This is a genomic window from Streptomyces sp. NPDC091972 (genome assembly GCF_044756385.1).
Taxonomy (GTDB): Bacteria; Actinomycetota; Actinomycetes; order Streptomycetales; family Streptomycetaceae; genus Streptomyces.
Genome location: NZ_JBIVSV010000005.1, coordinates 92,439 through 113,589 on the forward strand (window position 1 = coordinate 92,439; position 21,151 = coordinate 113,589).

Below are 21,151 nucleotides of genomic sequence, written 5' to 3' on the forward strand. Positions count from 1 at the left end.
GCACGTTTCACGTGAAACATGCCCCACCGGGCTCAATGCGCGGCTTCGGCAATGTGCTGGGTGCCGATCCGCTTGCGGAACACCCAGTAGGTCCAGCCCTGGTAGAGCAGGACGACCGGCGTGGCGATCCCCGCGCACCAGGTCATGATCTTCAGCGTGTACGGGCTCGACGAGGCGTTGGTGACCGTCAGGCTCCAGTCCGCGTCGAGCGAGGACGGCATGACGTTCGGGAAGAGCGTCAGGAAGAGCATGGCCACGGCGGCCACGATGGTGACACCCGACAGCGCGAACGACCATCCCTCACGGCCCGCATGGTTGGCCACCAGAGCGGCGACCAGCGCGGCCACGGCCACCACGAGCGCGACCAGGCTCTTGCCGTCACCGCTGTCGACCTGCGTCCACAGCAGGAAGACCGCTGCCAGCGCGGCCGCCGTGACACCGACCCGGGTCGCCAGCCTCCGTGCCCGCTCCCGGATCTCGCCGACCGTCTTCAGTGCCGTGAACACGGTCCCGTGGAAGGTGAACAGGGTCAGCGTCACCAGACCGCCGAGCAGGGCGTACGGGTTGAGCAGGTCCCAGAGGGAGCCGACGTACTCGAAGTTCCGGTCGATCTTCACCCCGTGCACGATGTTGCCGAAGGCCACGCCCCACAGGAACGCGGGGATGAGCGAGGTCCAGAAGATCGCGGTCTCCCAGTTGCGCTGCCAGTTCTCCTCGGGCCGCTTGGCCCGGTACTCGAAGGCGACACCCCGGACGATCAGGCAGACCAGGATGACCAGCAGCGGCAGGTAGAAGCCGGAGAAGAGCGTGGCGTACCAGTCGGGGAAGGCGGCGAAGGTCGCGCCGCCCGCCGTCAGCAGCCATACCTCGTTGCCGTCCCAGACCGGGCCGATGGTGTTGATCAGGACACGCTTCTCGGTCCGGTCACGGGCGAGCAGCTTGGTGAGGACACCGACTCCGAAGTCGAAGCCCTCCAGGAAGAAGTAGCCGGTCCACAGCACGGCGATGAGCACGAACCAGACGTCGTGAAGTTCCATGACTCGATCTCCCTCGGCCTAGTACGAGAAGGCCATCGGCTTGTCGGCGTCACGGGTGTCGCCGCCGATCTTCGTGGGCGGGTTGAGGTCGGCCTCGGTGAGCTCGGGCGGGCCGGCCTTGACGTACTTCACGAGCAGCTTGACCTCGACGACGGCGAGGATGGCGTACAGGGCCGTGAAGACGAGCATCGAGATGAGGACCTCGGCCTGGGAGACGCCGGGGGAGACCGCGTGCCGGGTTTGCAGGACGCCGTAGACGACCCACGGCTGGCGGCCCATCTCGGTGAAGATCCAGCCCCAGGAGTTGGCGATCAGAGGGAAGCCCAGGGTCCAGATCGCCACGAGCCAGTAGAGCCTGCCGAGCTTGGGGCTGAGGGCCTTGTTCTTGAACAGGACCAGGTGCGGTACCTCGTCCTCGCCGACCCTCAGGTGCTGGGGGAGCATGAACTTCTTGCGGGTCAGCCAGAGTCCGGCGAGGCCGATGGCGAAGGACGCCATGCCGAAGCCGATCATCCAGCGGAACGCCCAGAAGGTGACGGGGATGTTGGGCCGGTAGTCCCCCGGCCCGTACTTCTGCTGCTCGGCCTTGTTGACGTCGTTGATGCCGGGGATGTACGAGGTGAAGTCGTCGTTGGCGAGGAAGGACAGCAGGCCCGGGATCTCGATGGCCACGCTGTTGTGGCCCTTCTCCACATCGCCGTAGGCGAAGATCGAGAAGGGGGCCGATTCCTGGCCGTCCCACAGGGCCTCGGCGGCCGCCATCTTCATCGGCTGCTGCTTGAACATGACCTTGCCGAGCGTGTCGCCGCTGATCGCGGTGAGCATGCCGGCGACGACCACGGTCACCAGTCCGAGGCGCAGCGACGTCTTCATGACGGGGATGTGCTTCTTGCGGAACAGGTGGAAGGCCGCGATGCCGACCATGAAGGCGCCGCCGGTCAGGAAGGTGGCCGACAGGGTGTGGAAGACCTGGGCGAGCGTGGTGTTCTGGGTCAGCACCGCCCAGAAGTCGGTGAGTTCGGCGCGGCCCTTCTCCTTGTTGATCCGGTAGCCGACCGGGTGCTGCATCCACGAGTTGGCCGCGAGGATGAAGTACGCCGACAGGATCGTGCCGATCGAGACCATCCAGATGCAGGCCAGGTGGATCTTCTTGGGCAGCTTGTCCCAGCCGAAGATCCACAGGCCGATGAAGGTCGACTCGAAGAAGAAGGCGATCAGGGCCTCGAAGGCGAGCGGGGCACCGAAGACGTCGCCGACGAAGCGCGAGTAGTCGGACCAGTTCATGCCGAACTGGAACTCCTGCACGATGCCGGTGACCACGCCCATCGCGATGTTGATCAGGAAGAGCTTGCCCCAGAACTTGGTGGCCCTGAGGTACTTCTCGTTCTCCGTCCGCACCCATGCGGTCTGGAGGCCCGCCGTGAGGGCGGCCAGGGAGATCGTCAGGGGGACGAACAGGAAGTGGTAGACGGTGGTGATGCCGAACTGCCAGCGCGCCAGGGTCTCCGGCGCCAGAGCCAGGTCCACGTCGCCGCTCCTTACCTCACAGGCTTGTGGAACAAATGCTTGCAAAACGAAGCGCTTGTGAAAGCGTTCACATTCACAAGCAATTATGACGCATGGCAGTTCGACATGGGGTGGGTGGGGGGTCCCTGGGCGGGTCCGATAGGTCACATCTGTAAGGACCGATCGGCCCCTGGCGCACGGGAGGCCGGGGTTTCACGTGAAACCCCGGCCTCCCACAGACTCACTCGCCGCGCGTCACAGCTCCTTGCGGAAGCCCTCCGCCACCTTCAGAAAGATGTCGTTCGCCTCGGCCTCGCCGACCGTCACGCGCACACCCTCGCCCGCGAAGGGCCGTACGACCACACCGTGCTGCTCGCACGCGGCCGCGAAGTCGACCGTGCGCTCCCCCAGCCGCAGCCACACGAAGTTGGCCTGGGTCTCGGGCACGGTCCAGCCCTGTGCGCGCAGCCCCTCCACCACCCGGTTGCGCTCGCAGACCAGCGAGCCGACCCGGCCGAGGAGTTCGTCCTCGGCCCGCAGCGAGGCGATCGCCGCCTCCTGTGCGAGCTGGCTCACCCCGAAGGGCACCGCCGTCTTGCGCAGGGCCGCGGCCACCGGCTCGTGGGCGATCGCGAAGCCGACCCTGAGCCCCGCGAGGCCGTACGCCTTGGAGAAGGTCCGCAGCACACAGACGTTCGGCCGGGTGCGGTACAGCTCCACACCGTCCGGCACCTGCGGGTCGCGGATGAACTCGCGGTAGGCCTCGTCCAGCACCACCAGCACATCACTCGGCACCCGGTCGAGGAATCGTTCCAGCTCGGCCCGCCTGACGACCGTGCCCGTCGGGTTGTTGGGGTTGCAGACGAAGATCAGCCGGGTCCGGTCGGTGATCGCGTCGGCCATCGCGTCCAGGTCGTGCACATCGCCCGGCGTCAGCGGCACCCGTACCGAGGCGGCACCGCTGATCTGCGTGATGATCGGGTACGCCTCGAAGGACCGCCACGCGTAGATCACCTCGTCGCCCGGCCCCGAGGTCGCCTGGATCAACTGCTGGGCGACGCCGACCGAGCCCGTGCCGGTCGCCAGGTGGGAGAGCGGGACGCCGAAGCGCTCGGACAGCTCCTCCATCAGCCCTGTGCAGGCCATGTCCGGGTACCGGTTGAAGGAGGAGACCGCGGCCGTCACCGTCTCCAGCACACCCGGCAGCGGCGGATACGGGTTCTCGTTGGAGGACAGCTTGTAGGCCACCGGACCGCCGGCGGCGGCGGGCTTGCCCGGCTTGTACGTGGGAATACCCTCCAGCTCGGCGCGCAGCTTGGGGCTCGTCTCGCTCACCGCAGTCCTCCTCTGGACCACCGACACATGACCACCGGCACATGGCGGCCGACTCGGGCAGCCGGCTTCCAATACTGCTCACCTTATGAGGATTGGGCGCCGCTGCGTACAGGGGAGAGCCAACCTCATCCGCCCCACGGGCATCAGGGGCATCACCGTACGAAGGCAGACGAATCAAGGGGCGCGGTCACATATATCTATGCGCCGGTGGCTCGCGCCGTAGCGCGCGTCACCCGTGCAGGTGAGTTGAGACCTCTTCGAAACATCGGGGGCTTGGCAGGCCCATGCGTGCCGACGAGTTACGTAGTGCCATTGGATCAACTAACTGGCTTTGTTTCACAGGTAGTTGGTGGCAGATGACCTTGCAGAAACGTGCCTGTCAACGCGTGCATATGCGTCCGCCCCACCCCACCACATGAGCCCTACTATCGGCTCGCCATGACAGCAGCAGGGAAGCACCAGGTGAGCCGCGCGGAAACCTCACGTCGAGGCAGTCGGCCGGGCCGGGCGGGCATCAGAGACGTGGCCGCCGCCGCCGGAGTCTCCATCACGACCGTCTCCGACGCCCTGAACGGCAAGGGCAGGCTCCCGGACGCCACCCGCCGCCATGTCAGGGAGGTCGCCGACCGACTGGGCTACCGGCCCTCGGCCGCGGCCAGAACCCTCCGTACCGGCAAGTCGGGACTCATCGGCCTGACCGTGACCACGTACGGGGATGAACCTTTCACCTTCACCGAGTTCGCCTACTTCGCCGAGATGGCGCGGGCCGCCACCTCGGCCGCGCTCGCCCGCGGTTACGCCCTCGTCATCCTGCCTGCGACCTCCCGCCACGACGTGTGGTCGAACGTCGCCCTGGACGGCACGGTGGTCATCGACCCGTCCGACCAGGACCCGGTCGTCAGCGAACTGGTCCGGCAGGGACTGCCGGTCGTCTCCGACGGCCGCCCGGTCGGCGCGCTCCCGGTCACCGCCTGGGTCGACAACGACCACGAGGCCGCCGTCCTCGGCATCCTCGACCACCTGGCCGACGCCGGCGCCCGCCGCATCGGCCTGCTGACCGGGACGACGACGGACACGTACACCCATCTGTCGACCACCGCGTACCTGCGCTGGTGCGAGCGAGTGGGACAGGACCCGGTCTACGAGGCCTACCCGGCGCACGACCCGTGCGCGGGCGCCGTCGCCGCCGACCGGCTGCTCGCCCGCCCGGACCGGCCCGACGCCGTCTACGGCCTGTTCGACCCGAACGGCACGGACCTGCTGGCGGCCGCCCGCCGCTACGGGCTGCGCGTCCCGGACGACCTGCTCATCGTCTGCTGCAGCGAGTCCACCGTGTACGCCAGCACCGAACCGCCCGTCACCACGCTCTCCCTCAAGCCGCGTCGCATCGGCACAGCCGTGATCCAGCTCCTCATCGACGCCATCGAAGGGGTCGAGTCGGACCAGCCGGTCGAGCAGGTGATACCGACCGAGCTGATCGTGCGCACCTCCTCCCAGCGGCGGGCCCCGCGCACGACGGTCAGCCCGCCGCGGTCGCCCGAGGAGGAGTAGGGAGCCGGGAGGCTCGGGCTCGGGTCACGGCGAACCGGCGGGTCCGGTCGCCCCGGACGGGCCCGGCGGCGCGGCGGGGTGCACGGCGGGGCCGACTCACGGAGGCGGGGGCCGGCGGCACCGCACCCGCCGTCAACCCAGCGGGGCGACCTGCCGCCTCCCGCGTCGGTGACCCGATCCGCCGGCCTCCTGCCGAAGAGGAGCGTCACCCGGGGGTCGAAGCCCTGCCCAAACGGGGCGAATGCCGCGGTGAACAGGAGTCTTGCTCCGATTCACCACCCCTGGGTCATCACACGGCGCGATCCGCATTCCTATGATGGGCCCACGACACCGCGGGGCCGCTGCGACCAGGCAGTCCGAAGCGGTGCAGATGCGGCGCGATGGTGGAGGGGTCTGATGACTCAGGGGGCCGGTCAGGGACCCGAGGTGGAGCGCACGGCGGTGCTGCGCGACTTCCGGGTGCCCGCGTACGTCAACGAGACCGGTCCGTACGGCCACAGCACGCACCCCGGGGACGTCGTCCCGGCCCACGAGGAGGCCTACCCCGAGGGGTACACCCCCACCGAGCAGGACCTGCCCGTCATCGACCCCGGCGACGGGCTCCAGGCGGCCGCCGACCCCGCCGAGCAGGCGGCGGACGGTCCCGGTCCGCTGTTCGTCGTCGGCGACGTCCACGGCTACCTCGACGAACTGATGGCCGCACTCCACGAGAAGGGCCTGGTCGACGCCGCGGGCAACTGGTGCGCGGGCACCGCCCGGCTGTGGTTCCTCGGCGACTTCACCGACCGCGGCCCAGACGGCATCGGCGTCATCGACCTCGTGATGCGGCTGTCCGCGGAGGCCGCGGCGGCGGGCGGCTACTGCAAGGCCCTCATGGGCAACCACGAGCTGCTGCTCATCGGCGCCAAGCGGTTCGGCGACACCCCCGTCAACTCCGGCGCCGGCACCGCCACCTTCCAGGCGGCCTGGCTGCTCAACGGCGGGCAGAAGACCGACATGGACCGCCTCCAGGACCACCACCTGCAGTGGATGGCCCGACTCGACGCCGTCGAGGAGGTCGACGGCCATCTGCTCGTGCACTCCGACACCACCGCCTACCTCGACTACGGCGACTCGATCGAGGCGGTCAACGACACCGTCCGCGAGACCCTCACACGCAATGACGCGGACGAGGTGTGGGACCTGTTCCGCAAGTTCACCAAGCGCTTCTCCTTCCGCGACGAAGGCGGCGCCGACCATGTGCGCTCCCTGCTCGCCACGTACGGCGGCAGCCGCATCGTCCACGGCCACAGCCCGATCCCCTATCTGCTCGGCGAAGTGGGCTCGGAGGACGACAAGGAGGAATCCGGTCCGCTCGTCGAGGGACCGCACGTCTACGCCGACGGACTGGCCATCGCCATGGACGGCGGAGTGACCATGGCCGGAAAACTGCTGGTCCAGCAACTGCCCCTGGATATCTGAACCTTCACCGGGCAGACCTTCCCCCAGGACGGACCGACCGTCTGCCGCGCAGGCCAGAGGCCAATTTCTGGAAACCCCCTGTCACCCTGTGCCGAGACCGCTCTACCATCTGCTTATCCGTAGCAGGCTCCCCTCCGTTTCTGCCCGACGGCTCGTTGGCATGCGAGCCCCAAGCCCTACGGAGCATCGGGGGATGCACATGAACAGCGTTCCGCAGCACCTGCACAGCGAGGACCGCCAGGACTACGAGCGGATCCTCGATGAGGCGCTGCGCTCCGCACCACACCGTCCCGAACTGGCCGCGGTCGGACAGCGGCTGAATCCCGAACAGCTGCGCACCATGGCGCTCAACGCGACCGCGCTCATCACGGCGGCCGCGGCGACCGAGTACCAGCACTACGTGAAGGTCCGCGAGGAACAGCGCCGCCCCGCGACGCCGTCCAGCCTGTCGTCCGCGCACGAACCCGGTCCCGCCGACTCGGGCACGGGTGCGATGGGGCTCGCCACCACCATGGGAGAGGTCGCCGAGACCGCCGGTGCGGGCGCCGTCGCCGTCGCCGCCGTCCTGACGCCCGTCCTCGCCGGAACAGCCGCGGCGATCTTCCTGCTCGTGGGCTACATACTCCAGATGCTCAGCCCCCCGCCGGCGTTCGCCCACGCCATGATCACCATCGGATGGGTCTTCGGCGCCCTGACCGCGGCCGCGATCCTTGTCGCCGCCGTCGGTCTGCTGATCACCGCACTGCGCAACCGGCCCTCGCCGGACGCGGGGTACGGCGAACTGAGCGAGGAGGTGGCACGGGCCAGAGACGCCTGGCGCGAAGCCCTGCTGGAACGTGGCCTCCTCCCCTTCCTCAGGGAGGCCCTGGCCGATCCCGGCACCGCCGCCGCACTGCATCACACGGCACCGCCCGCACCGACCAGCCGGATGCCCAGCCTCGGCTACGACCGCCCGGGCTTCAGCAGTCCGGACGACGGGGCCTCCGGTGCCCGCCCGAGCTTCACCAGCCCGGACTACACCAGCCCGGACTTCGGGGGGCCGGAACACCAGCCGGAGTGACACCCGGCACCGCCCCTCGGCTTGCGCCCCCACCACGGGGAGCGCAAGCCGAAGACCCGGCCGCGGGCCGCCCGCCGACGGTCCGCCTCCGTCAGTCGGCGATCGGCAGATAGACGCGGTTGCCCGCCGCCGCGAACTCCTTCGACTTCTGGGCCATGCCCTCCTCGATCTCCTCCTGGCTGTCGCCGTGACGGCGGCGGATGTCCTGGGAGATCTTCATCGAGCAGAACTTCGGCCCGCACATGGAGCAGAAGTGAGCCGTCTTGGCCGGCTCGGCCGGGAGGGTCTCGTCGTGGAACTCCCGGGCCGTGTCGGGGTCGAGGGCCAGGTTGAACTGGTCCTCCCAGCGGAACTCGAAGCGGGCGTCGGAGAGGGCGTCGTCCCACTCCTGGGCGCCCGGGTGCCCCTTGGCGAGGTCGGCCGCGTGGGCGGCGATCTTGTAGGTGATGACCCCCGTCTTGACGTCGTCCCTATTGGGCAGGCCCAGGTGCTCCTTGGGCGTGACGTAGCAGAGCATCGCGGTGCCCCACCAGGCGATCATCGCGGCACCGATGCCGGAGGTGATGTGGTCGTAGGCCGGCGCGACGTCGGTGGTCAGCGGGCCGAGCGTATAGAACGGAGCTTCATCGCAGATCTCCTGCTGAAGGTCGATGTTCTCCTTGATCTTGTGCATCGGGACGTGTCCCGGGCCCTCGATCATGGTCTGTACGTTGAAACGCTTCGCGATCCGGTTGAGTTCCCCGAGCGTGCGCAACTCCGCGAACTGCGCCTCGTCGTTGGCGTCCGCGATCGAGCCGGGCCGGAGGCCGTCGCCTAGCGAGTACGTGACGTCGTAGGTGGCGAGGATCTCGCACAGCTCCTCGAAGTTCTCGTACAGGAACGACTCCTTGTGGTGCGCCAGGCACCACGCCGCCATGATCGAGCCCCCGCGCGAGACGATGCCCGTCTTGCGGTTCGCGGTCAGCGGTACGTACGGCAGGCGCACGCCCGCGTGGACCGTCATGTAGTCCACACCCTGCTCGGCCTGCTCGATCACCGTGTCCTTGTAGATCTCCCAGGTCAGCTCCTCGGCACGGCCGTCGACCTTCTCCAGCGCCTGGTAGAGCGGCACCGTGCCGATGGGGACGGGGGAGTTGCGCAGCACCCACTCGCGAGTGGTGTGGATGTTGCGGCCGGTGGACAGGTCCATGACCGTGTCGGCGCCCCATCGGGTCGCCCAGGTCATCTTCTCGACCTCCTCCTCGATGGAGGACGTCACGGCCGAGTTGCCGATGTTGGCGTTGACCTTCACCAGGAAACGCTTGCCGATGATCATCGGCTCGATCTCCGGGTGGTTGACGTTCGCTGGCAGGACCGCGCGTCCCGCCGCGATCTCCTCGCGGACGACCTCGGGCTCGACGTTCTCCCGGATGGCGACGTACTCCATCTCGGGGGTGATCTCGCCGCGGCGGGCGTACGCGAGCTGGGTGACCGCCTGGCCGTCACGGCTGCGGCGCGGCTGGCGCGACCGCCCCGGGAAGACCGCGTCGAGGTTGCGGAGGCCGCCCCGGGGTGAGGTGTGCTTGATCCCGTCGTCCTCGGGCCGCACGGGTCGACCCTCGTACTCCTCGGTGTCCCCGCGGGCGATGATCCAGTTCTCCCGCAGCGGCGCGAGGCCCCGGCGGACGTCCGTGTCGGTGAGCGGATCGGTGTACGGGCCCGACGTGTCGTACAGCGTGACCGACTGCCCGTTGGTGAGGTGCACCTGGCGGACCGGCACCCGCAGATCGGGGCGCGAGCCCTCGATGTACGCCTTGTGCCAGCCGATGGACTTCCCGGCCTCCGTGTCGAGCTGGTCGGAGGCAGGCGTGCGCGCGTCCTTGATGGTCATGAGACCTACTCCCTACGCCGGCATTACCCGGTAACAGGTTCGGCGGTCGACGCAGCCATTTCCGTCCGCCGACGTTTCGTGGGGAACGTCACTTGCTTGAAATGAAGTTCCACGTGAAACATCGCTGGGACGGAGGTCAGCGCCCTCTCAGCCCGGTGCTCCGAGCTCCCGCGTGTACAAAGGTGGCTCCACGCTAGCGTCAATTCGGGCGCGGTGAACAGAGGGCCCCTGTCGTTCTTGCGATGATCGGTCGGTGACCACGACGCATCAGTCCCCTTACCCGCCTCCCGAGCCGCCGCGTCGGCCCGGCTCCGGAAACGGCCCTGGGCACGGGCCGGGACATGGACCTGAGCACGGGCCCGGGCATGGTCCTGGCACTGGCTCCCGTGGCAGTTTCGGAGGCGCTGAGGGCAGCGGAGCCAGCGGCGGCAGCGGCAGCGGCAGCGGCAGCGGCAGCGGCAGCGGCGGAACGGCCGGGGCCGGTGGCTGGCACGAGCATGAGCATGAGCATGAGCGTGGTGGCGGGCAGGGCGGCAGTCAGGGGCGGGGTTACGGCCAGGGGCAGGGTTACGGCCAGGGTCAGGGGCAGAGTCACGGTCAGCGTCCGGGTGCGGCTTTTGGCGGCCAGGGCAGTGGTGGGGCTGGTGGCGGACACGGGCAGGGTCCCGGAGACACGCACGGGTACGGTCCGGGGGCAGGACGCGGTTACGTTCCAGGGGGCGGGCGCGGGCCCGGTGACGGGCACGGGTCGGGCGACGGACACGGTTCGGTCGACGGACACGGGAGTGGACCCGGTTCCGGTGGTGGCGGGCACGGTCACTCGCACAGTCACAGTCATGGACCGGCGGCTCCCGTCTCCAAGCACCTGCGCAAGGTCATCGCGGCGATCCTCATCCCGTTCGGCATGGCAGTGGTGGTGGGGCTTGTTGTGCTCTGGCCCGGAGGCGCCCCGGCACACGAACGCACCGGAGTCGGATTCGACCGGCAGACGCAGCAGGCCACCGTCAGCAAGGTCGTCAGCGTCGACTGCAAGTCGGTGAACGCCTCAGGGGAGACCCCGACCGGGGACACCTCCACCGCCGAGGGCTCCTCCGCAGAGCAACAGGCGAACGGCACCTGCAAGAAGGCCACGATCCGGGTCGACACCGGCAAGGACAAGGGCCGCACCTTCACGGAGATCGTCCAGCCGGACCAGTCCCGGCAGTTGCACGAGGGCCAGAAGGTCGTGGTCGCGTACGAGCCCTCCGCGCCCAGGGACTTGCAGTACTCGGTGACCGACGTGAGCCGCCGCTTCCCGATGGGGCTGCTCGCCGGCGTCTTCGCGCTCGCCGTCGTGGTCGTCGGGCGGCTGCGCGGGGTCATGGCGCTGGTCGCGCTGGCCATCAGCTTCATGGTGCTGAACTTCTTCATCCTGCCCGCGATCCTCCAGGGCTCGAACCCGCTGCTCGTGGCGGTGATCGGGTCGAGCGCCATCATGCTGATCGCCCTCTACATGTGCCACGGCCTGTCGGCGCGTACCTCCGTGGCGGTACTGGGGACGCTCATCTCACTGGTGCTGATCGGCATCCTGGGCTCGCAGTTCATCGGCTGGGCGGCGCTGACGGGCAACACGGACGACAACACTGGGCTCATCCACGGGCTGTACCCGGCGATCGACATGAGCGGTCTGCTGCTCGCCGGCGTCATCATCGGCTCGCTCGGTGTCCTCGACGACGTGACGGTCACCCAGACGTCGGCGGTCTGGGAGCTGCACGAGGCCAACCCGACGATGGGCTGGCGCGGGCTGTACCGCGCCGGAATCCGGATCGGCCGCGACCACATCGCATCCGTCGTCAACACCCTGGTCCTCGCCTACGCCGGTGCCGCGCTGCCGCTGCTGCTGCTGTTCTCCATCGCGCAGTCCAGCGTGGGGACCGTCGCCAACAGCGAACTGGTGGCGGAGGAGATCGTGCGCACCTTGGTCGGCTCGATCGGCCTCGTCGCCTCGGTACCGGTCACCACGGCCCTCGCCGCCCTGGTGGTCTCGGCCGACCGACCCGGAGCGGGAACGGAGACGGCGGGGACGTCCGTGCCCGTACCGGCGACGAGTGCGAGCGCGGGCACGGCCGACAGTCGGCCGGCCGCGGGATGGGGTGGCGGAAAGGGACGACGGCGCAGGCGCTGAGTCCCGTTGCCCCGGCATGGCGGCGCAGGCGCTGAGCTCGGTGCCCCGGCATGGCGGCGCTGGCGTGGGGACCTTCTGCCGCGGCGGCGCCGACGTTCAGCAGAAGCGTTCCTGCACCCTCCCCTCCCGCGCTGAAGCGTTACGTCCTCACGTTGCCCGGGAAGTCAGCCGGCGCTCTGCTCCTCCGCCAGGATCCGGTCCAGCGCCTCGTCGAGATGTGTGTCGAAATCGGCCAGCGCGGCCTCCTGGCCCAGCGGCACCAGCTTGTCGGTGCGATCGAGGAACGCGATGACCGGCGCCGTCGACGAACGGAACAGGGCCTGGTCACCGCCGACCTGCAGTCTGATCAGGACGTCACCCAGCAGGTCGGGGCCGGCGGGCGAGACCCGCACATCGCCCTCCCCGCAGGGGCGCCCCACCCCGTCGATCAGCAGCTCACGACCAAAAGCCCAGGTCACCGGGGCATCGCCCGGGAGATGGAAGGTCAGCCGCACCGCATAGGGATCGCAGGCCTCGTAGCGCAGTTCCACCGGAATGCGAAAGGAGAGCTCCTCCGACACGAGGAAGCTCATCATGACCTCTGCCTGTACGGACTCGCGCATCGCTTACCCCGTCATCTGCCTTTGTCGGCCGGAAATGATCCCTCTGACACTGGAGGCATCTTGCTGAACGTGTACGACAGATCACAAGGAGTGAGTTTTCAGATACTGATAGAGATCGCCAGTGACCCCATCAAGCGACCGATTTCTTCTTGTAGTTGCTGGGTGGCGGCCATCAACCGGTCCGCCTGATGGACGGGCATGGAGATGGCCATCGTTGCCGCAGCGTTACCCACCGTGATCGGAATCGCCGCGCACACCGTCCCCAGCGCGTACTCCTGACGCTCGATCACCGGCCCCATGCGCGCGGTCCGTTCGAGACGCCGGAGCAGGCTGTGGCCGTCGCGCACGGTGTACGGCGTGATGGACTGCACCGGGTACCGGTCGAGGTGGTCGCGCCGGGCCTCGTCGTCGAGCTGGGCGAGCAGACACTGCCCGATGGCGTGCGCGTGCCCGGTCTCACGGAAGTCGGCCCACTCCTCGACCGCCGGGCTCCCGGGACTGTCGGATACGCAGAGGACCTCGATCTCGCCGTCCCGGTACTGCGCGTAGTACACCGGTACGCCGATCAGGTCGCGCCAGTGCGCGAGCGCCTCGACGACGGTGCTGCGACGTTTCTGCTCGGCTCCGCTGCTGCTCAGGCGCACGGCTGCGTCCCCGAGGAAGAACAGGCCCTTGTCGCGGCGCAGATAGCCCTCGTGCACGAGGGTGCGCAGCAGGTGGTACGCCGTGGGGAGCGCCAGCCCGGTCTCGCGGGCGAGCTGCTTGGCGGGGGCTCCCTGCACGTGCTGTGCGACGGCTTCGAGCAGGCGCATCGCACGCTGGACGGACCCGATCAGGGTGGCGGAGTGGGCCTGTTCGGGAGCTTCGGAGGAGGCCGCCGCGTGCCGCTGGAGGGGAGCTGTCGGCCGTAGGGAAGCGGAGGGCTGCACGGGGGCCGACGCCCGCGCAGGGGTCGCGGACCGGCCGGGGGTGGTTGGCCGGCCGAGTTCGGGTGACCGGTCGGAAGCGGGGGGCTGGCCGGAAGCTGATGACTGGCCATGAATGGATGACCGGCCGGGAGTGGGTGAGCTGGGAGCGGATGACTGGCCGCTGCGTGCTGATCCCTGCCCCGGAGTTGCGGACCGTCCCGGAGGCGTCGGCGGAGGGGGAGCTTCCCGCTGGTCTTGAGCCACGGGCAGGGCGGGTGCGGCAGGGAGGACGGGGTCCCTGGGCAGGGCGGGGGCGACGGGAACGACGGGATCCCCGGGCCGAACGGGCGCCTCGGCCTGAGCTGAGCCGGCCGACCCCCCGGGAGACGTCGGCCGTCCCCCGGCCGTTGACCGTCCCGAAGCCGTCGGCTGGGTCGGAGCCGTCGGCTGTGCAGGGGGCGTCGTCGAGCGGGCGTCGGTCTGTGCGGGTGCGGTGTCAACCGTGGCCAAGGGGCTCTCCCGGAGCGCGAGGGGCAGCCCGTGCGGGGAACACGGGAGGGGGTGTACTCCGCTCGCGGGGTCGTCCCCGCGTCGAGTTCCGGACTTTAACGGTCCGCCACCGCTCGTATACGGCCCGTACGGGAAACTTCCCTCCCCCGAGGGAACGAGGGATTCCTGTTACCGCTCGTCCCGCCCGCTGCGGACGCTCACCAGTCGCTGCGCGACGAGGAGCTCGACATGAACTTCCGTACGACGTAGACGAGTCCGCCGACCAGGGCCACGAAGACCAGCAGCTTGAAGAGCAGGCCGATGACGAAACCGACGACCGTGGCTATCAGTCCGCCGAACACCACCAGGGCGATGACCGGCACCGCGACCCACTTCACCCACCACGGCAGCCCCGCGAAGATCGCTCCCATCGCACTCAACCTCTCTGCAGTCCGGCACCGTCCGGTCCCTCTGGTACCGGATCCACCAATGTCCTGCACCCGATGCTAGGGCCGTGAGGTGCCGCCGCGGGGGCCTCGCAGCCCTTGTCCTCCCCTGACTGATCCCCTAGGGAACCCCGAGGCCACAGGTCAGCTCTCCGGGGGAGAGAACACCACCATCACCCTGAGGTCCTCGCTGATGTGGTGGAACTTGTGGGCGACCCCGGCCGGCACGTACACCACGCTGCCGCGCGCCACCTGGGTCGTCTCCATGCCCACGGTGATCGCGGCGCGGCCGCTGACCACGAAGTAGACCTCGTCCTGGTTGTGCGGCTGCTGCGGGTCCTGCGCGCCCGCGTCGAGTGCGTACAGGCCGACCGACATGTTCCGCTCCCGCAGGAACTGGAGGTAGGCGCCGTCGTTGGCGGCGCGCTCCGCCTCCAGTTCGTCCAACCGGAATGCCTTCATCGACTAAGTCCGCCCTCGTCAGTGCCCGTGCCCGATCTCTTCTGTCACGATCAGACACATGAAGAATTTCCTAGTCAAGACGATCGCCAACGCGGGTGCTCTGGCGGTCGCCGTCTGGCTGCTCGACAAGATCACCCTGACCGGTGGCAGCACCGGCAAGAAGGTCTGGACGCTGATTCTCGTCGCCCTGGTCTTCGGCCTGGTGAACTGGCTGGTCAAGCCGGTCGTGAAGGTCCTGACCTTCCCCCTGTTCATCCTGACGCTCGGCCTGTTCACGCTGGTCGTCAACGCACTGATGCTGCTGCTGACCTCGTGGCTGGCCGACGTGCTCGACCTGAGCTTCCACGTCGAGGGGTTCTGGACCGCCGTCCTGGGCGGCCTGATCATCTCGATCGTCTCCTGGGCCCTGCACATCGTCCTGCCCGACGAGGACTGAGGAGGCATGACCTACCGCGTCTGTTTCGTCTGCACGGGCAACATCTGCCGTTCCCCGATGGCCGAGTCGGTCTTCCGCGCCCGCGCGGCGGAAGCCGGTCTGGACGGCCTGGTCGAGGTCGAAAGCGCCGGTACGGACGGCTGGCACGAGGGCGACGGCGCGGACCCGCGCACCGTGTCCGTCCTGGAGGAGCACGGCTACGACGGCGCCCACACGGCCCGGCGGTTCCAGCCCTCCTGGTTCTCCCGCCTGGACCTCGTCGTCGCCCTCGACGCCAGCCACCTCAAGACCCTGCGACGCCTCGCGCCCACCCCGGAGGACGCCGGAAAGGTGCGGCTGCTGCGTTCGTACGACCCCGCCGCGGGCGCCGACCTCGACGTTCCGGACCCTTACTACGGGGGCCTCGACGGCTTCGAGGAGTGCCTTGAGATGGTGGAGGCGGCGAGCGAGGGTCTGCTCGCCGAGGTACGTGAGCTGACGAGAGGACGGGTGGCATGAGCGACAGGGCTGCGGACCAGGGGGAGGGCACGCGCGCGGTGCGGGCCGGACTCCCCGAGGCGGTCAAGAACGAACCGACCCTGCCCGGTCCGGCCTTCGCCGCCCACTTCCACCTGCCCGGCGAGGTCGACGGCCCGTACACCTACGGCCGCGACACCAACCCGAGCTGGAGCCTGCTGGAGCGCGCCATCGGCGAACTGGAGGCGCCCGGCCAGGACGGCGTGGAGACGCTGGTCTTCGCCTCGGGCATGGCCGCCATCTCCGCCGCGCTCTTCTCGCAACTGCGCGCCGGGGACACGGTCGTCCTGCCCAGCGACGGCTACCAGGTGCTGCCCCTGATCCGCGCCCAGCTGGAGGCGTACGGCATCGAGGTGCGCACCGCTCCGACCGGCGGCGACGCCCAGCTCGACGTCCTCGACGGCGCGCGGCTGCTGTGGATCGAGAGCCCCTCCAACCCCGGCCTCGACGTGTGCGACATCCGGCGGCTGGTCGAGGCGGCACACGCGCGTGGTGCGCTCGTCGCCGTAGACAACACGCTCGCCACACCGCTCGGACAGCGGCCGCTGGAGCTCGGCGCGGACTTCTCCGTCGCCAGCGGCACCAAGCAGCTCACGGGCCACGGAGACGTCCTCCTCGGGTACGTCACGGGCCGCGAGGGCGAGGCCATGGACGCCGTCCGCCGCTGGCGGAAGATCGTCGGCGCGATCGCGGGGCCGATGGAGGCCTGGCTCGCGCATCGCTCGATCGCCACGCTCCAGATGCGCGTCGACCGGCAGAACGCGACCGCGCTCGTGCTCGCCCGGGCACTGCGGGAACGGCCCGAGGTGACGGGCCTGCGCTACCCCGGCCTGCCCGACGACCCCTCGCACAAGATCGCGTCGCAGCAGATGCGCCGGTACGGATGCGTGGTCTCCTTCACGCTGCCCACGCGCGCGCGTGCCGACCGTTTCCTCGACGCACTGCGGCTCGTCGACGACGCGACGAGCTTCGGCGGGGTGCGCTCCACGGCCGAGCGGCGCGGGCGCTGGGGCGGGGACGACGTGCCGGAGGGCTTCATCCGCTTCTCGGTCGGGGCGGAGGATCCCGAGGACCTGGTGGCGGATGTGCTGCGTGCGCTGGACGAGTCGGCCGACTGACCGTTCCAGCAGAGTCCTCACGGACTCACGGATGCACAACCATGCACGGCTACGCACAACGGACGGTCCGAGCCTCCCCCCTCGTGGCTCGGACCGCCCCGGTTCCGCGCGCGAAGAACCGCGCGACCAAGGCTAGTTGACTCTCTGTCAGTGTCCAATCACAGTAGCGACAGAGACCTATCGACATATTTATAGTTGGGCCCCTGCTCCCGGGCCGGAACTGGAGCGGGAAGGGGACGTCACCATGGACCTGGCCTTGCTGCGCACCTTCGTGACGGTGCACCGGGCCGGTTCCTTCACCCGCGCCGCCGCCCTGCTCGGCCTGTCGCAGCCGGCCGTCACCTCCCAGATCCGCACCCTGGAACGGCAGCTGGGACGTCCCCTGTTCTTACGGCAGGCCCGCGGCGTGACCCCCACGACCATCGGCGACGAACTCGCCCACAAGGCCGCGCCTCACCTCGACGCCCTGGTGGAGATCACCGAGACGGGACTCGACGACGAGTCGTCCCTGCGCACACTGCATCTGGCCGGACCTCCCGAGTTCACCGCCGAGCGGGCGCTGCCCGCACTCACTGAGCTGACCGGCGAGGACGGGCAGGGCTTCGCGCTACGGGCCTCCTTCGGGAACGCCGAGGAGACCCTGGAGGGCCTGGCCGCCGGGCATCACGATCTGGCCATCAGCACGGCCCGTCCTCGGGGCGCGCTGCTCACCGCGAGCACGCTCTGCGACGAGGAGCACGTCCTGGTCGCCGCCCCGGACTGGGCCGGCCACCTCGGGCCGGAGAAGACGGTCGGCACCCGTCCCACAGACAAACGGGCCCCCGCGTTCGAGGACGTCCCCGTGATCGAGGTGCACGAGTCGCTCCCCTTCGTCTCGCGCTACTGGGCCTCCGTCTTCGATTCCCGCCCCGCCGCACCGGGCACCGTCGTCGTCCCCGATCTGCGTGCCGTCCTCGCCTGCGCCATCGCGGGCGCCGGGCTCGCGGTGCTGCCGCGCTATCTGTGCGCGGCCGCTCTGGAGCGCGGTGACGTCGTCGCGCTGCACGAGCCCGCGGTGCCCCCGCTGCGGACCTACTTCCTGGTGGTCCGCACCGGAACACTGGCCATGCCTCATGTCGCACGGGCACACGAATGGCTGCTGAGGGCGGCCGTCGACTGGTGTTGAGCTGCGATGTCGCGTCCTTCACCCCGTGAGCTCAGCCGGTGACACCGGGCGATGTTTCACGTGGAACCATCCGGGCCACATACCCCCCATGACCGTCCGACCCGTGGTCAAGCGCACCGCCCGTGCCGTCCTCCTCGACGGCGATGATCTGATCCTGATCAAGCGCACCAAACCCGGCATGGATCCTTACTGGCTGACTCCCGGCGGAGGAGTCGAGCCGACCGACACGACCGTCGTCGACGCTCTGCACCGCGAGGTGTACGAGGAACTCGGCGCCAAGATCACCGATGTGGTCCCCTGCTTCGTGGACACCGTCGAGCACATCGGCGACGACGGTGGCGCGACCGGAGTGAAGGTGCAGCACTTCTTCGTCTGCCACCTGGAATCGATGGACCCGTCCCTGCGTCACGGCCCCGAAGTGGACGAGCCCGTCGGGGAGTACGAGATCGTCCGGGTGCCGTTCACCCGCGTGGGGATCGCCTCCGTCCACCTGGTCCCGCTGTCCCTGCGCCACTATCTGGACGGCAACATCGAGGGCGTACGGGCGATGCACGCACCGGACCTGGGCTGACCTCTCCGCGGGTCACTGGGCCACGACGAGTTCCTCCACGGAGTCGTGGCGTATGCGTTCCGACGGGATTCCGATGGATGTGAGCGTGTCCACACCGTTGCGGATCATGCCGGGCGGACCCGAGAGATAGGCGTCGTACTCGTGCCAGGGACCGTACGCGCGTACGGCGTCCGGGAGCCGACGACGGGCCTGCCGGTCGACGACGGCCCGTACCGACAGCCACGGGTGGGACTGCTGGAGCCTGAGCATCGTGTCGATGTCGTACAGGTCGTGATCGGTGCGGGCTCCGTAGAAGACCTCGACGGAGCGCCGTGCGCCGTGTTCCGCCAGGTCCTCGACCAGCGCCTTGATCGGAGCTATGCCGGTACCGCCACCCAGACAGAGCAACCCGCTGTCGGTGGTGTGGTCCACGGTCATGGACCCGGTGGGCGGACCGAGCCGGATGGTGTCGCCGGGGCGGGCCCGGTGCACCAGGACGTTGGAGACCCAGCCCGCGGGCACGGCTTTCACGTGGAACGACAGCAGTCCGTCCGAGCGGGGCGCCGAGGCGAACGAGTAGTGCCGCCAGATACGCGGCCACCACGGCGTCTCCAGGCTCGTGTACTGGCCGGCCAGGAACGGATAGGGCTGATCGGGCCGGACGGTGACAACGGCGACGTCCGGGGTCCTCAGCTCGTGCGCCACGACCTCTGCGTGCCACCAGGCCGGGGCGCGCCGTTCGTCCGCGGCCGCCGCGTCGATCATCACCTGCGAGATCGTCGTGTACGCCCGGACCCAGGCCGCTTCGGTCTCCGTATCCCAACTGGCGGAGGCGTACCTGCTCAGCGCTCCGATGAGGCACTCCCCGACCGCCGGATAGTGCTCGGCGCGGGTCCCGTACTTGCGGTGGCCGCGCCCCAGGTTCTGTAGGTAGGCCACCAGGGCTGGGGTGTCGTCGATGTGCTCGGCGGCCGTCAGCAGCGCCCTGAGCAGGCGATCCCGCTGGGCGTCCATGGCTGCCGGGAACAACGGGCGCAGATGGGGGTGGCGTACGAAGAGCAGTGCGTAGAAGTACGACGTGACCTTCTCGGCGACCGGGGTGACCTCGGCCATGGTCCGGCGGATACGGACGGCGTCCGGGGAGGGCTGAGTCTGCGCTGTCTGAGACGTGTGCGGAGGCACCGAGGGGCGTATCTGGTCCGGCCGCGTCGGGGTGCCTGTTTCCCCGGTGGGCACCCCGTCCCCGCGGCCGGTTTCCGGACCAGGCGGCACTGTCCCGTGAGCCGAGATGCCGGGCGGCACCGGGCTCTGCGTCGGCCGGCTCGTCCGGGCAGCTGTCGGGGCTCCGGGAACGGTGCCCGGTCCCGGCCCGCCCACCAGGCGCGGTGCGGCCGGCAGAGCCCTCTCTACCGTCTCGTATCCGGCACCGGGCGCCCCCTCCGTCGGTTGCTGGCGGGAAGTGAACCAGCCACCCTCGCCCCCGGAAGTGCCGTCGTCGGCCTACATGCCGGTCGGAGCGTCCATGTCGTGCCTCGCCTCGAACATCTTTCGGTCGGTCTGCGCACTTCCTCGTTCGGAAAATGCCTGCTGTCCCCCGGGGACGGCTTGGTTGGCGTGCGTGTGGCAAAGACCGCAGCGTCTCCCCGCAGCGTCCCACCGCGTATAGGCGCCTTGGCCGCATAGGGACGAATGCGGGTCTTCGATCTCCTCGTCCCGTTAGGCTGCGTTGCCCCACTCTCGGGCCCAGGGCGCTCGCATCTCGGTACGGGACGGGGGCCGGGTCGACCTCTACCGGTCGACGTTCCGCGCACGCTCAGCGAGCCTGCCGCACCAACTCATAGGCGTCCCACAGGTCCATGCCGGTGTAGGAATGGGTCGAGACGTCGGACAGATGATGGTCCGCATTGACCGCCACCGAGAGCGGCACCACAGAGAAAAGGTCCTTGTCGGACGCTGAGTCGCCATAGGCGACGCAGTCGGCCCGGGTCACCCCGAACTGTTCGCACAGCCTGTCCGCGATCAGGACCTTGGCGGCCGCGTTGAGTGCTCCGGCAGGATCCACGGGCTCGGTGAAGGGCACGGCCGGAAAGCGTGACCCGTACGTGGCATGGGCTCCCCAACTGGTGAGCCGTTCCACGAAGAAGGACGGCGAAAGGGATACGACCGCGCAGTAATCCCCCTGTTCCCTGATCTCCGCCCAGACCTCGCGAATGCGGGCCAGCCACGGGGCACCCTCGAAAGCCGCGACGACATGTGCCTCGGTCAGGGACGCCCACAAGGCGTACACCTGCTGCGCGTATTCGGACGGGTCTATCAGTCCGGCCCCGATCGCCTGGTCGAGTGCCACCGTCTCGGCCTCGAGTCCGAGCTGCCGGGAAATCTGAACGGGGGCGCTGCTTCCGTGCAGCAAAGTGCCGTCGAGGTCGAAGAGATGAAGTCTCGCCATGTCCTTGAGGCTAGTGGCCTATTTGAGGC

At 69.1% G+C, this 21,151-nt stretch carries 19 protein-coding genes and 1 riboswitch; of the genes, 9 read left to right on the top strand and 10 right to left on the bottom strand.

Translation table 11 applies throughout. From position 1 onward, the window contains the following. Positions 1-32: 32 nt before the first annotated feature. The 3 genes from cydB to hisC all read right to left on the bottom strand — a co-directional run bounded on the left by cydB (position 33) and on the right by hisC (position 3,878). Positions 33-1,037 carry a cytochrome d ubiquinol oxidase subunit II gene (gene cydB, locus ACIQJT_RS16215; protein WP_402643916.1) on the bottom strand — a complete coding sequence of 335 codons (1,005 nt, stop codon included), beginning with the start codon at positions 1,035-1,037 and terminating at the stop codon, positions 33-35. Between the two features lie 18 nt (positions 1,038-1,055). Beyond that, entirely contained in the window at positions 1,056-2,564 is a 1,509-nt protein-coding gene (locus ACIQJT_RS16220; RefSeq protein WP_053846209.1) for a cytochrome ubiquinol oxidase subunit I, read from the bottom strand. A gap of 234 nt (positions 2,565-2,798) precedes the next feature. Further along, positions 2,799-3,878 carry a histidinol-phosphate transaminase gene (hisC, locus tag ACIQJT_RS16225; RefSeq protein WP_402643918.1) on the bottom strand — a complete coding sequence of 360 codons (1,080 nt, stop codon included), beginning with the start codon at positions 3,876-3,878 and terminating at the stop codon, positions 2,799-2,801. A 438-nt stretch (positions 3,879-4,316) separates the two neighbouring features. Between hisC and ACIQJT_RS16230 the strand changes: the two genes are divergently transcribed. From ACIQJT_RS16230 to ACIQJT_RS16240, 3 genes are all read left to right on the top strand, one after another. After that, positions 4,317-5,429 carry a LacI family DNA-binding transcriptional regulator gene (locus ACIQJT_RS16230; RefSeq protein WP_365452822.1) on the top strand — a complete coding sequence of 371 codons (1,113 nt, stop codon included), beginning with the start codon at positions 4,317-4,319 and terminating at the stop codon, positions 5,427-5,429. Positions 5,430-5,825: 396 nt separating this feature from the next. After that, the gene (locus tag ACIQJT_RS16235) at positions 5,826-6,890 is read left to right on the top strand and encodes a metallophosphoesterase (RefSeq protein WP_402643921.1); all 1,065 of its coding nucleotides are present in this window, start codon (positions 5,826-5,828) and stop codon (positions 6,888-6,890) included. A gap of 193 nt (positions 6,891-7,083) precedes the next feature. Next, on the top strand, positions 7,084-7,950 hold the full coding sequence (locus ACIQJT_RS16240; protein ID WP_402643924.1) for a hypothetical protein: 867 nt from the start codon (positions 7,084-7,086) through the stop codon (positions 7,948-7,950). A 91-nt stretch (positions 7,951-8,041) separates the two neighbouring features. Here ACIQJT_RS16240 and thiC read toward each other — a convergent pair whose 3' ends face one another. Beyond that, the gene (gene thiC, locus ACIQJT_RS16245) at positions 8,042-9,820 is read right to left on the bottom strand and encodes a phosphomethylpyrimidine synthase ThiC (protein WP_402643927.1); all 1,779 of its coding nucleotides are present in this window, start codon (positions 9,818-9,820) and stop codon (positions 8,042-8,044) included. After that, positions 9,813-10,002: riboswitch (TPP riboswitch) on the bottom strand. (Overlaps the previous gene by 8 nt.) Positions 10,003-10,724: 722 nt before the next feature. Here thiC and ACIQJT_RS16250 point away from each other — a divergent pair. Then, complete coding sequence (locus tag ACIQJT_RS16250) at positions 10,725-11,984, top strand: YibE/F family protein (RefSeq protein WP_365452831.1); 1,260 nt, start codon at positions 10,725-10,727, stop codon at positions 11,982-11,984. 164 nt (positions 11,985-12,148) lie between these two features. On the opposite strand, the gene ACIQJT_RS16255 is transcribed toward ACIQJT_RS16250, so the two are convergent. The 4 genes from ACIQJT_RS16255 to ACIQJT_RS16270 form a co-directional block, all read right to left on the bottom strand. Further along, complete coding sequence (locus ACIQJT_RS16255) at positions 12,149-12,586, bottom strand: SsgA family sporulation/cell division regulator (protein ID WP_365452834.1); 438 nt, start codon at positions 12,584-12,586, stop codon at positions 12,149-12,151. 98 nt (positions 12,587-12,684) lie between these two features. After that, entirely contained in the window at positions 12,685-13,398 is a 714-nt protein-coding gene (locus ACIQJT_RS16260) for an IclR family transcriptional regulator (protein WP_402643931.1), read from the bottom strand. A gap of 803 nt (positions 13,399-14,201) precedes the next feature. Beyond that, the gene (locus ACIQJT_RS16265) at positions 14,202-14,414 is read right to left on the bottom strand and encodes a DUF5326 family protein (protein WP_053846220.1); all 213 of its coding nucleotides are present in this window, start codon (positions 14,412-14,414) and stop codon (positions 14,202-14,204) included. 159 nt (positions 14,415-14,573) lie between these two features. Beyond that, a complete protein-coding gene (locus tag ACIQJT_RS16270) occupies positions 14,574-14,891 on the bottom strand; it encodes a cupin domain-containing protein (protein ID WP_028808005.1) in 318 nt (105 codons plus the stop codon). A gap of 58 nt (positions 14,892-14,949) precedes the next feature. Between ACIQJT_RS16270 and ACIQJT_RS16275 the strand changes: the two genes are divergently transcribed. The 5 genes from ACIQJT_RS16275 to ACIQJT_RS16295 all read left to right on the top strand — a co-directional run bounded on the left by ACIQJT_RS16275 (position 14,950) and on the right by ACIQJT_RS16295 (position 18,697). Further along, the gene (locus ACIQJT_RS16275) at positions 14,950-15,327 is read left to right on the top strand and encodes a phage holin family protein (RefSeq protein ID WP_402643935.1); all 378 of its coding nucleotides are present in this window, start codon (positions 14,950-14,952) and stop codon (positions 15,325-15,327) included. A 6-nt stretch (positions 15,328-15,333) separates the two neighbouring features. Beyond that, positions 15,334-15,825, top strand: coding sequence for a low molecular weight protein-tyrosine-phosphatase (locus tag ACIQJT_RS16280; RefSeq protein ID WP_402643937.1), 492 nt, complete (start codon positions 15,334-15,336; stop codon positions 15,823-15,825). Continuing rightward, a complete protein-coding gene (locus tag ACIQJT_RS16285) occupies positions 15,822-16,961 on the top strand; it encodes a cystathionine gamma-lyase (RefSeq protein WP_402643940.1) in 1,140 nt (379 codons plus the stop codon). The genes ACIQJT_RS16280 and ACIQJT_RS16285 overlap by 4 nt, the downstream gene beginning before the upstream one ends. A gap of 244 nt (positions 16,962-17,205) precedes the next feature. Then, positions 17,206-18,126 carry a LysR family transcriptional regulator gene (locus tag ACIQJT_RS16290; protein WP_402643943.1) on the top strand — a complete coding sequence of 307 codons (921 nt, stop codon included), beginning with the start codon at positions 17,206-17,208 and terminating at the stop codon, positions 18,124-18,126. A gap of 88 nt (positions 18,127-18,214) precedes the next feature. Further along, positions 18,215-18,697, top strand: coding sequence for an NUDIX hydrolase (locus ACIQJT_RS16295; RefSeq protein ID WP_280907394.1), 483 nt, complete (start codon positions 18,215-18,217; stop codon positions 18,695-18,697). A gap of 12 nt (positions 18,698-18,709) precedes the next feature. On the opposite strand, the gene ACIQJT_RS16300 is transcribed toward ACIQJT_RS16295, so the two are convergent. Together ACIQJT_RS16300 and ACIQJT_RS16305 are read right to left on the bottom strand one after the other, a co-directional pair. Further along, positions 18,710-19,870, bottom strand: a complete 1,161-nt coding sequence (locus ACIQJT_RS16300; protein WP_402644762.1) for a globin domain-containing protein — start codon at positions 19,868-19,870, stop codon at positions 18,710-18,712. A 619-nt stretch (positions 19,871-20,489) separates the two neighbouring features. Continuing rightward, positions 20,490-21,122 (bottom strand): HAD family hydrolase, encoded by a 633-nt coding sequence (locus ACIQJT_RS16305; RefSeq protein ID WP_402643946.1) that lies wholly within the window; start codon positions 21,120-21,122, stop codon positions 20,490-20,492. Positions 21,123-21,151 lie beyond the last annotated feature (29 nt).

Coding starts and splice junctions, on each gene's coding strand:
- ACIQJT_RS16265 (WP_053846220.1), bottom strand. CDS start 14,414: ATGGGAGCGATCTTCGCGGGGCTGCCGTGGTGGGTGAAGTGGGTCGCG.
- ACIQJT_RS16240 (WP_402643924.1), top strand. CDS start 7,084: ATGCACATGAACAGCGTTCCGCAGCACCTGCACAGCGAGGACCGCCAG.
- ACIQJT_RS16280 (WP_402643937.1), top strand. CDS start 15,334: ATGACCTACCGCGTCTGTTTCGTCTGCACGGGCAACATCTGCCGTTCC.
- ACIQJT_RS16230 (WP_365452822.1), top strand. CDS start 4,317: ATGACAGCAGCAGGGAAGCACCAGGTGAGCCGCGCGGAAACCTCACGT.
- ACIQJT_RS16295 (WP_280907394.1), top strand. CDS start 18,215: ATGACCGTCCGACCCGTGGTCAAGCGCACCGCCCGTGCCGTCCTCCTC.
- ACIQJT_RS16235 (WP_402643921.1), top strand. CDS start 5,826: ATGACTCAGGGGGCCGGTCAGGGACCCGAGGTGGAGCGCACGGCGGTG.
- cydB (WP_402643916.1), bottom strand. CDS start 1,037: ATGGAACTTCACGACGTCTGGTTCGTGCTCATCGCCGTGCTGTGGACC.
- ACIQJT_RS16250 (WP_365452831.1), top strand. CDS start 10,725: ATGGCAGTGGTGGTGGGGCTTGTTGTGCTCTGGCCCGGAGGCGCCCCG.
- ACIQJT_RS16305 (WP_402643946.1), bottom strand. CDS start 21,122: ATGGCGAGACTTCATCTCTTCGACCTCGACGGCACTTTGCTGCACGGA.
- ACIQJT_RS16270 (WP_028808005.1), bottom strand. CDS start 14,891: ATGAAGGCATTCCGGTTGGACGAACTGGAGGCGGAGCGCGCCGCCAAC.
- ACIQJT_RS16255 (WP_365452834.1), bottom strand. CDS start 12,586: ATGCGCGAGTCCGTACAGGCAGAGGTCATGATGAGCTTCCTCGTGTCG.
- ACIQJT_RS16275 (WP_402643935.1), top strand. CDS start 14,950: ATGAAGAATTTCCTAGTCAAGACGATCGCCAACGCGGGTGCTCTGGCG.
- ACIQJT_RS16260 (WP_402643931.1), bottom strand. CDS start 13,398: ATGCGCCTGCTCGAAGCCGTCGCACAGCACGTGCAGGGAGCCCCCGCC.
- ACIQJT_RS16290 (WP_402643943.1), top strand. CDS start 17,206: ATGGACCTGGCCTTGCTGCGCACCTTCGTGACGGTGCACCGGGCCGGT.
- ACIQJT_RS16285 (WP_402643940.1), top strand. CDS start 15,822: ATGAGCGACAGGGCTGCGGACCAGGGGGAGGGCACGCGCGCGGTGCGG.
- thiC (WP_402643927.1), bottom strand. CDS start 9,820: ATGACCATCAAGGACGCGCGCACGCCTGCCTCCGACCAGCTCGACACG.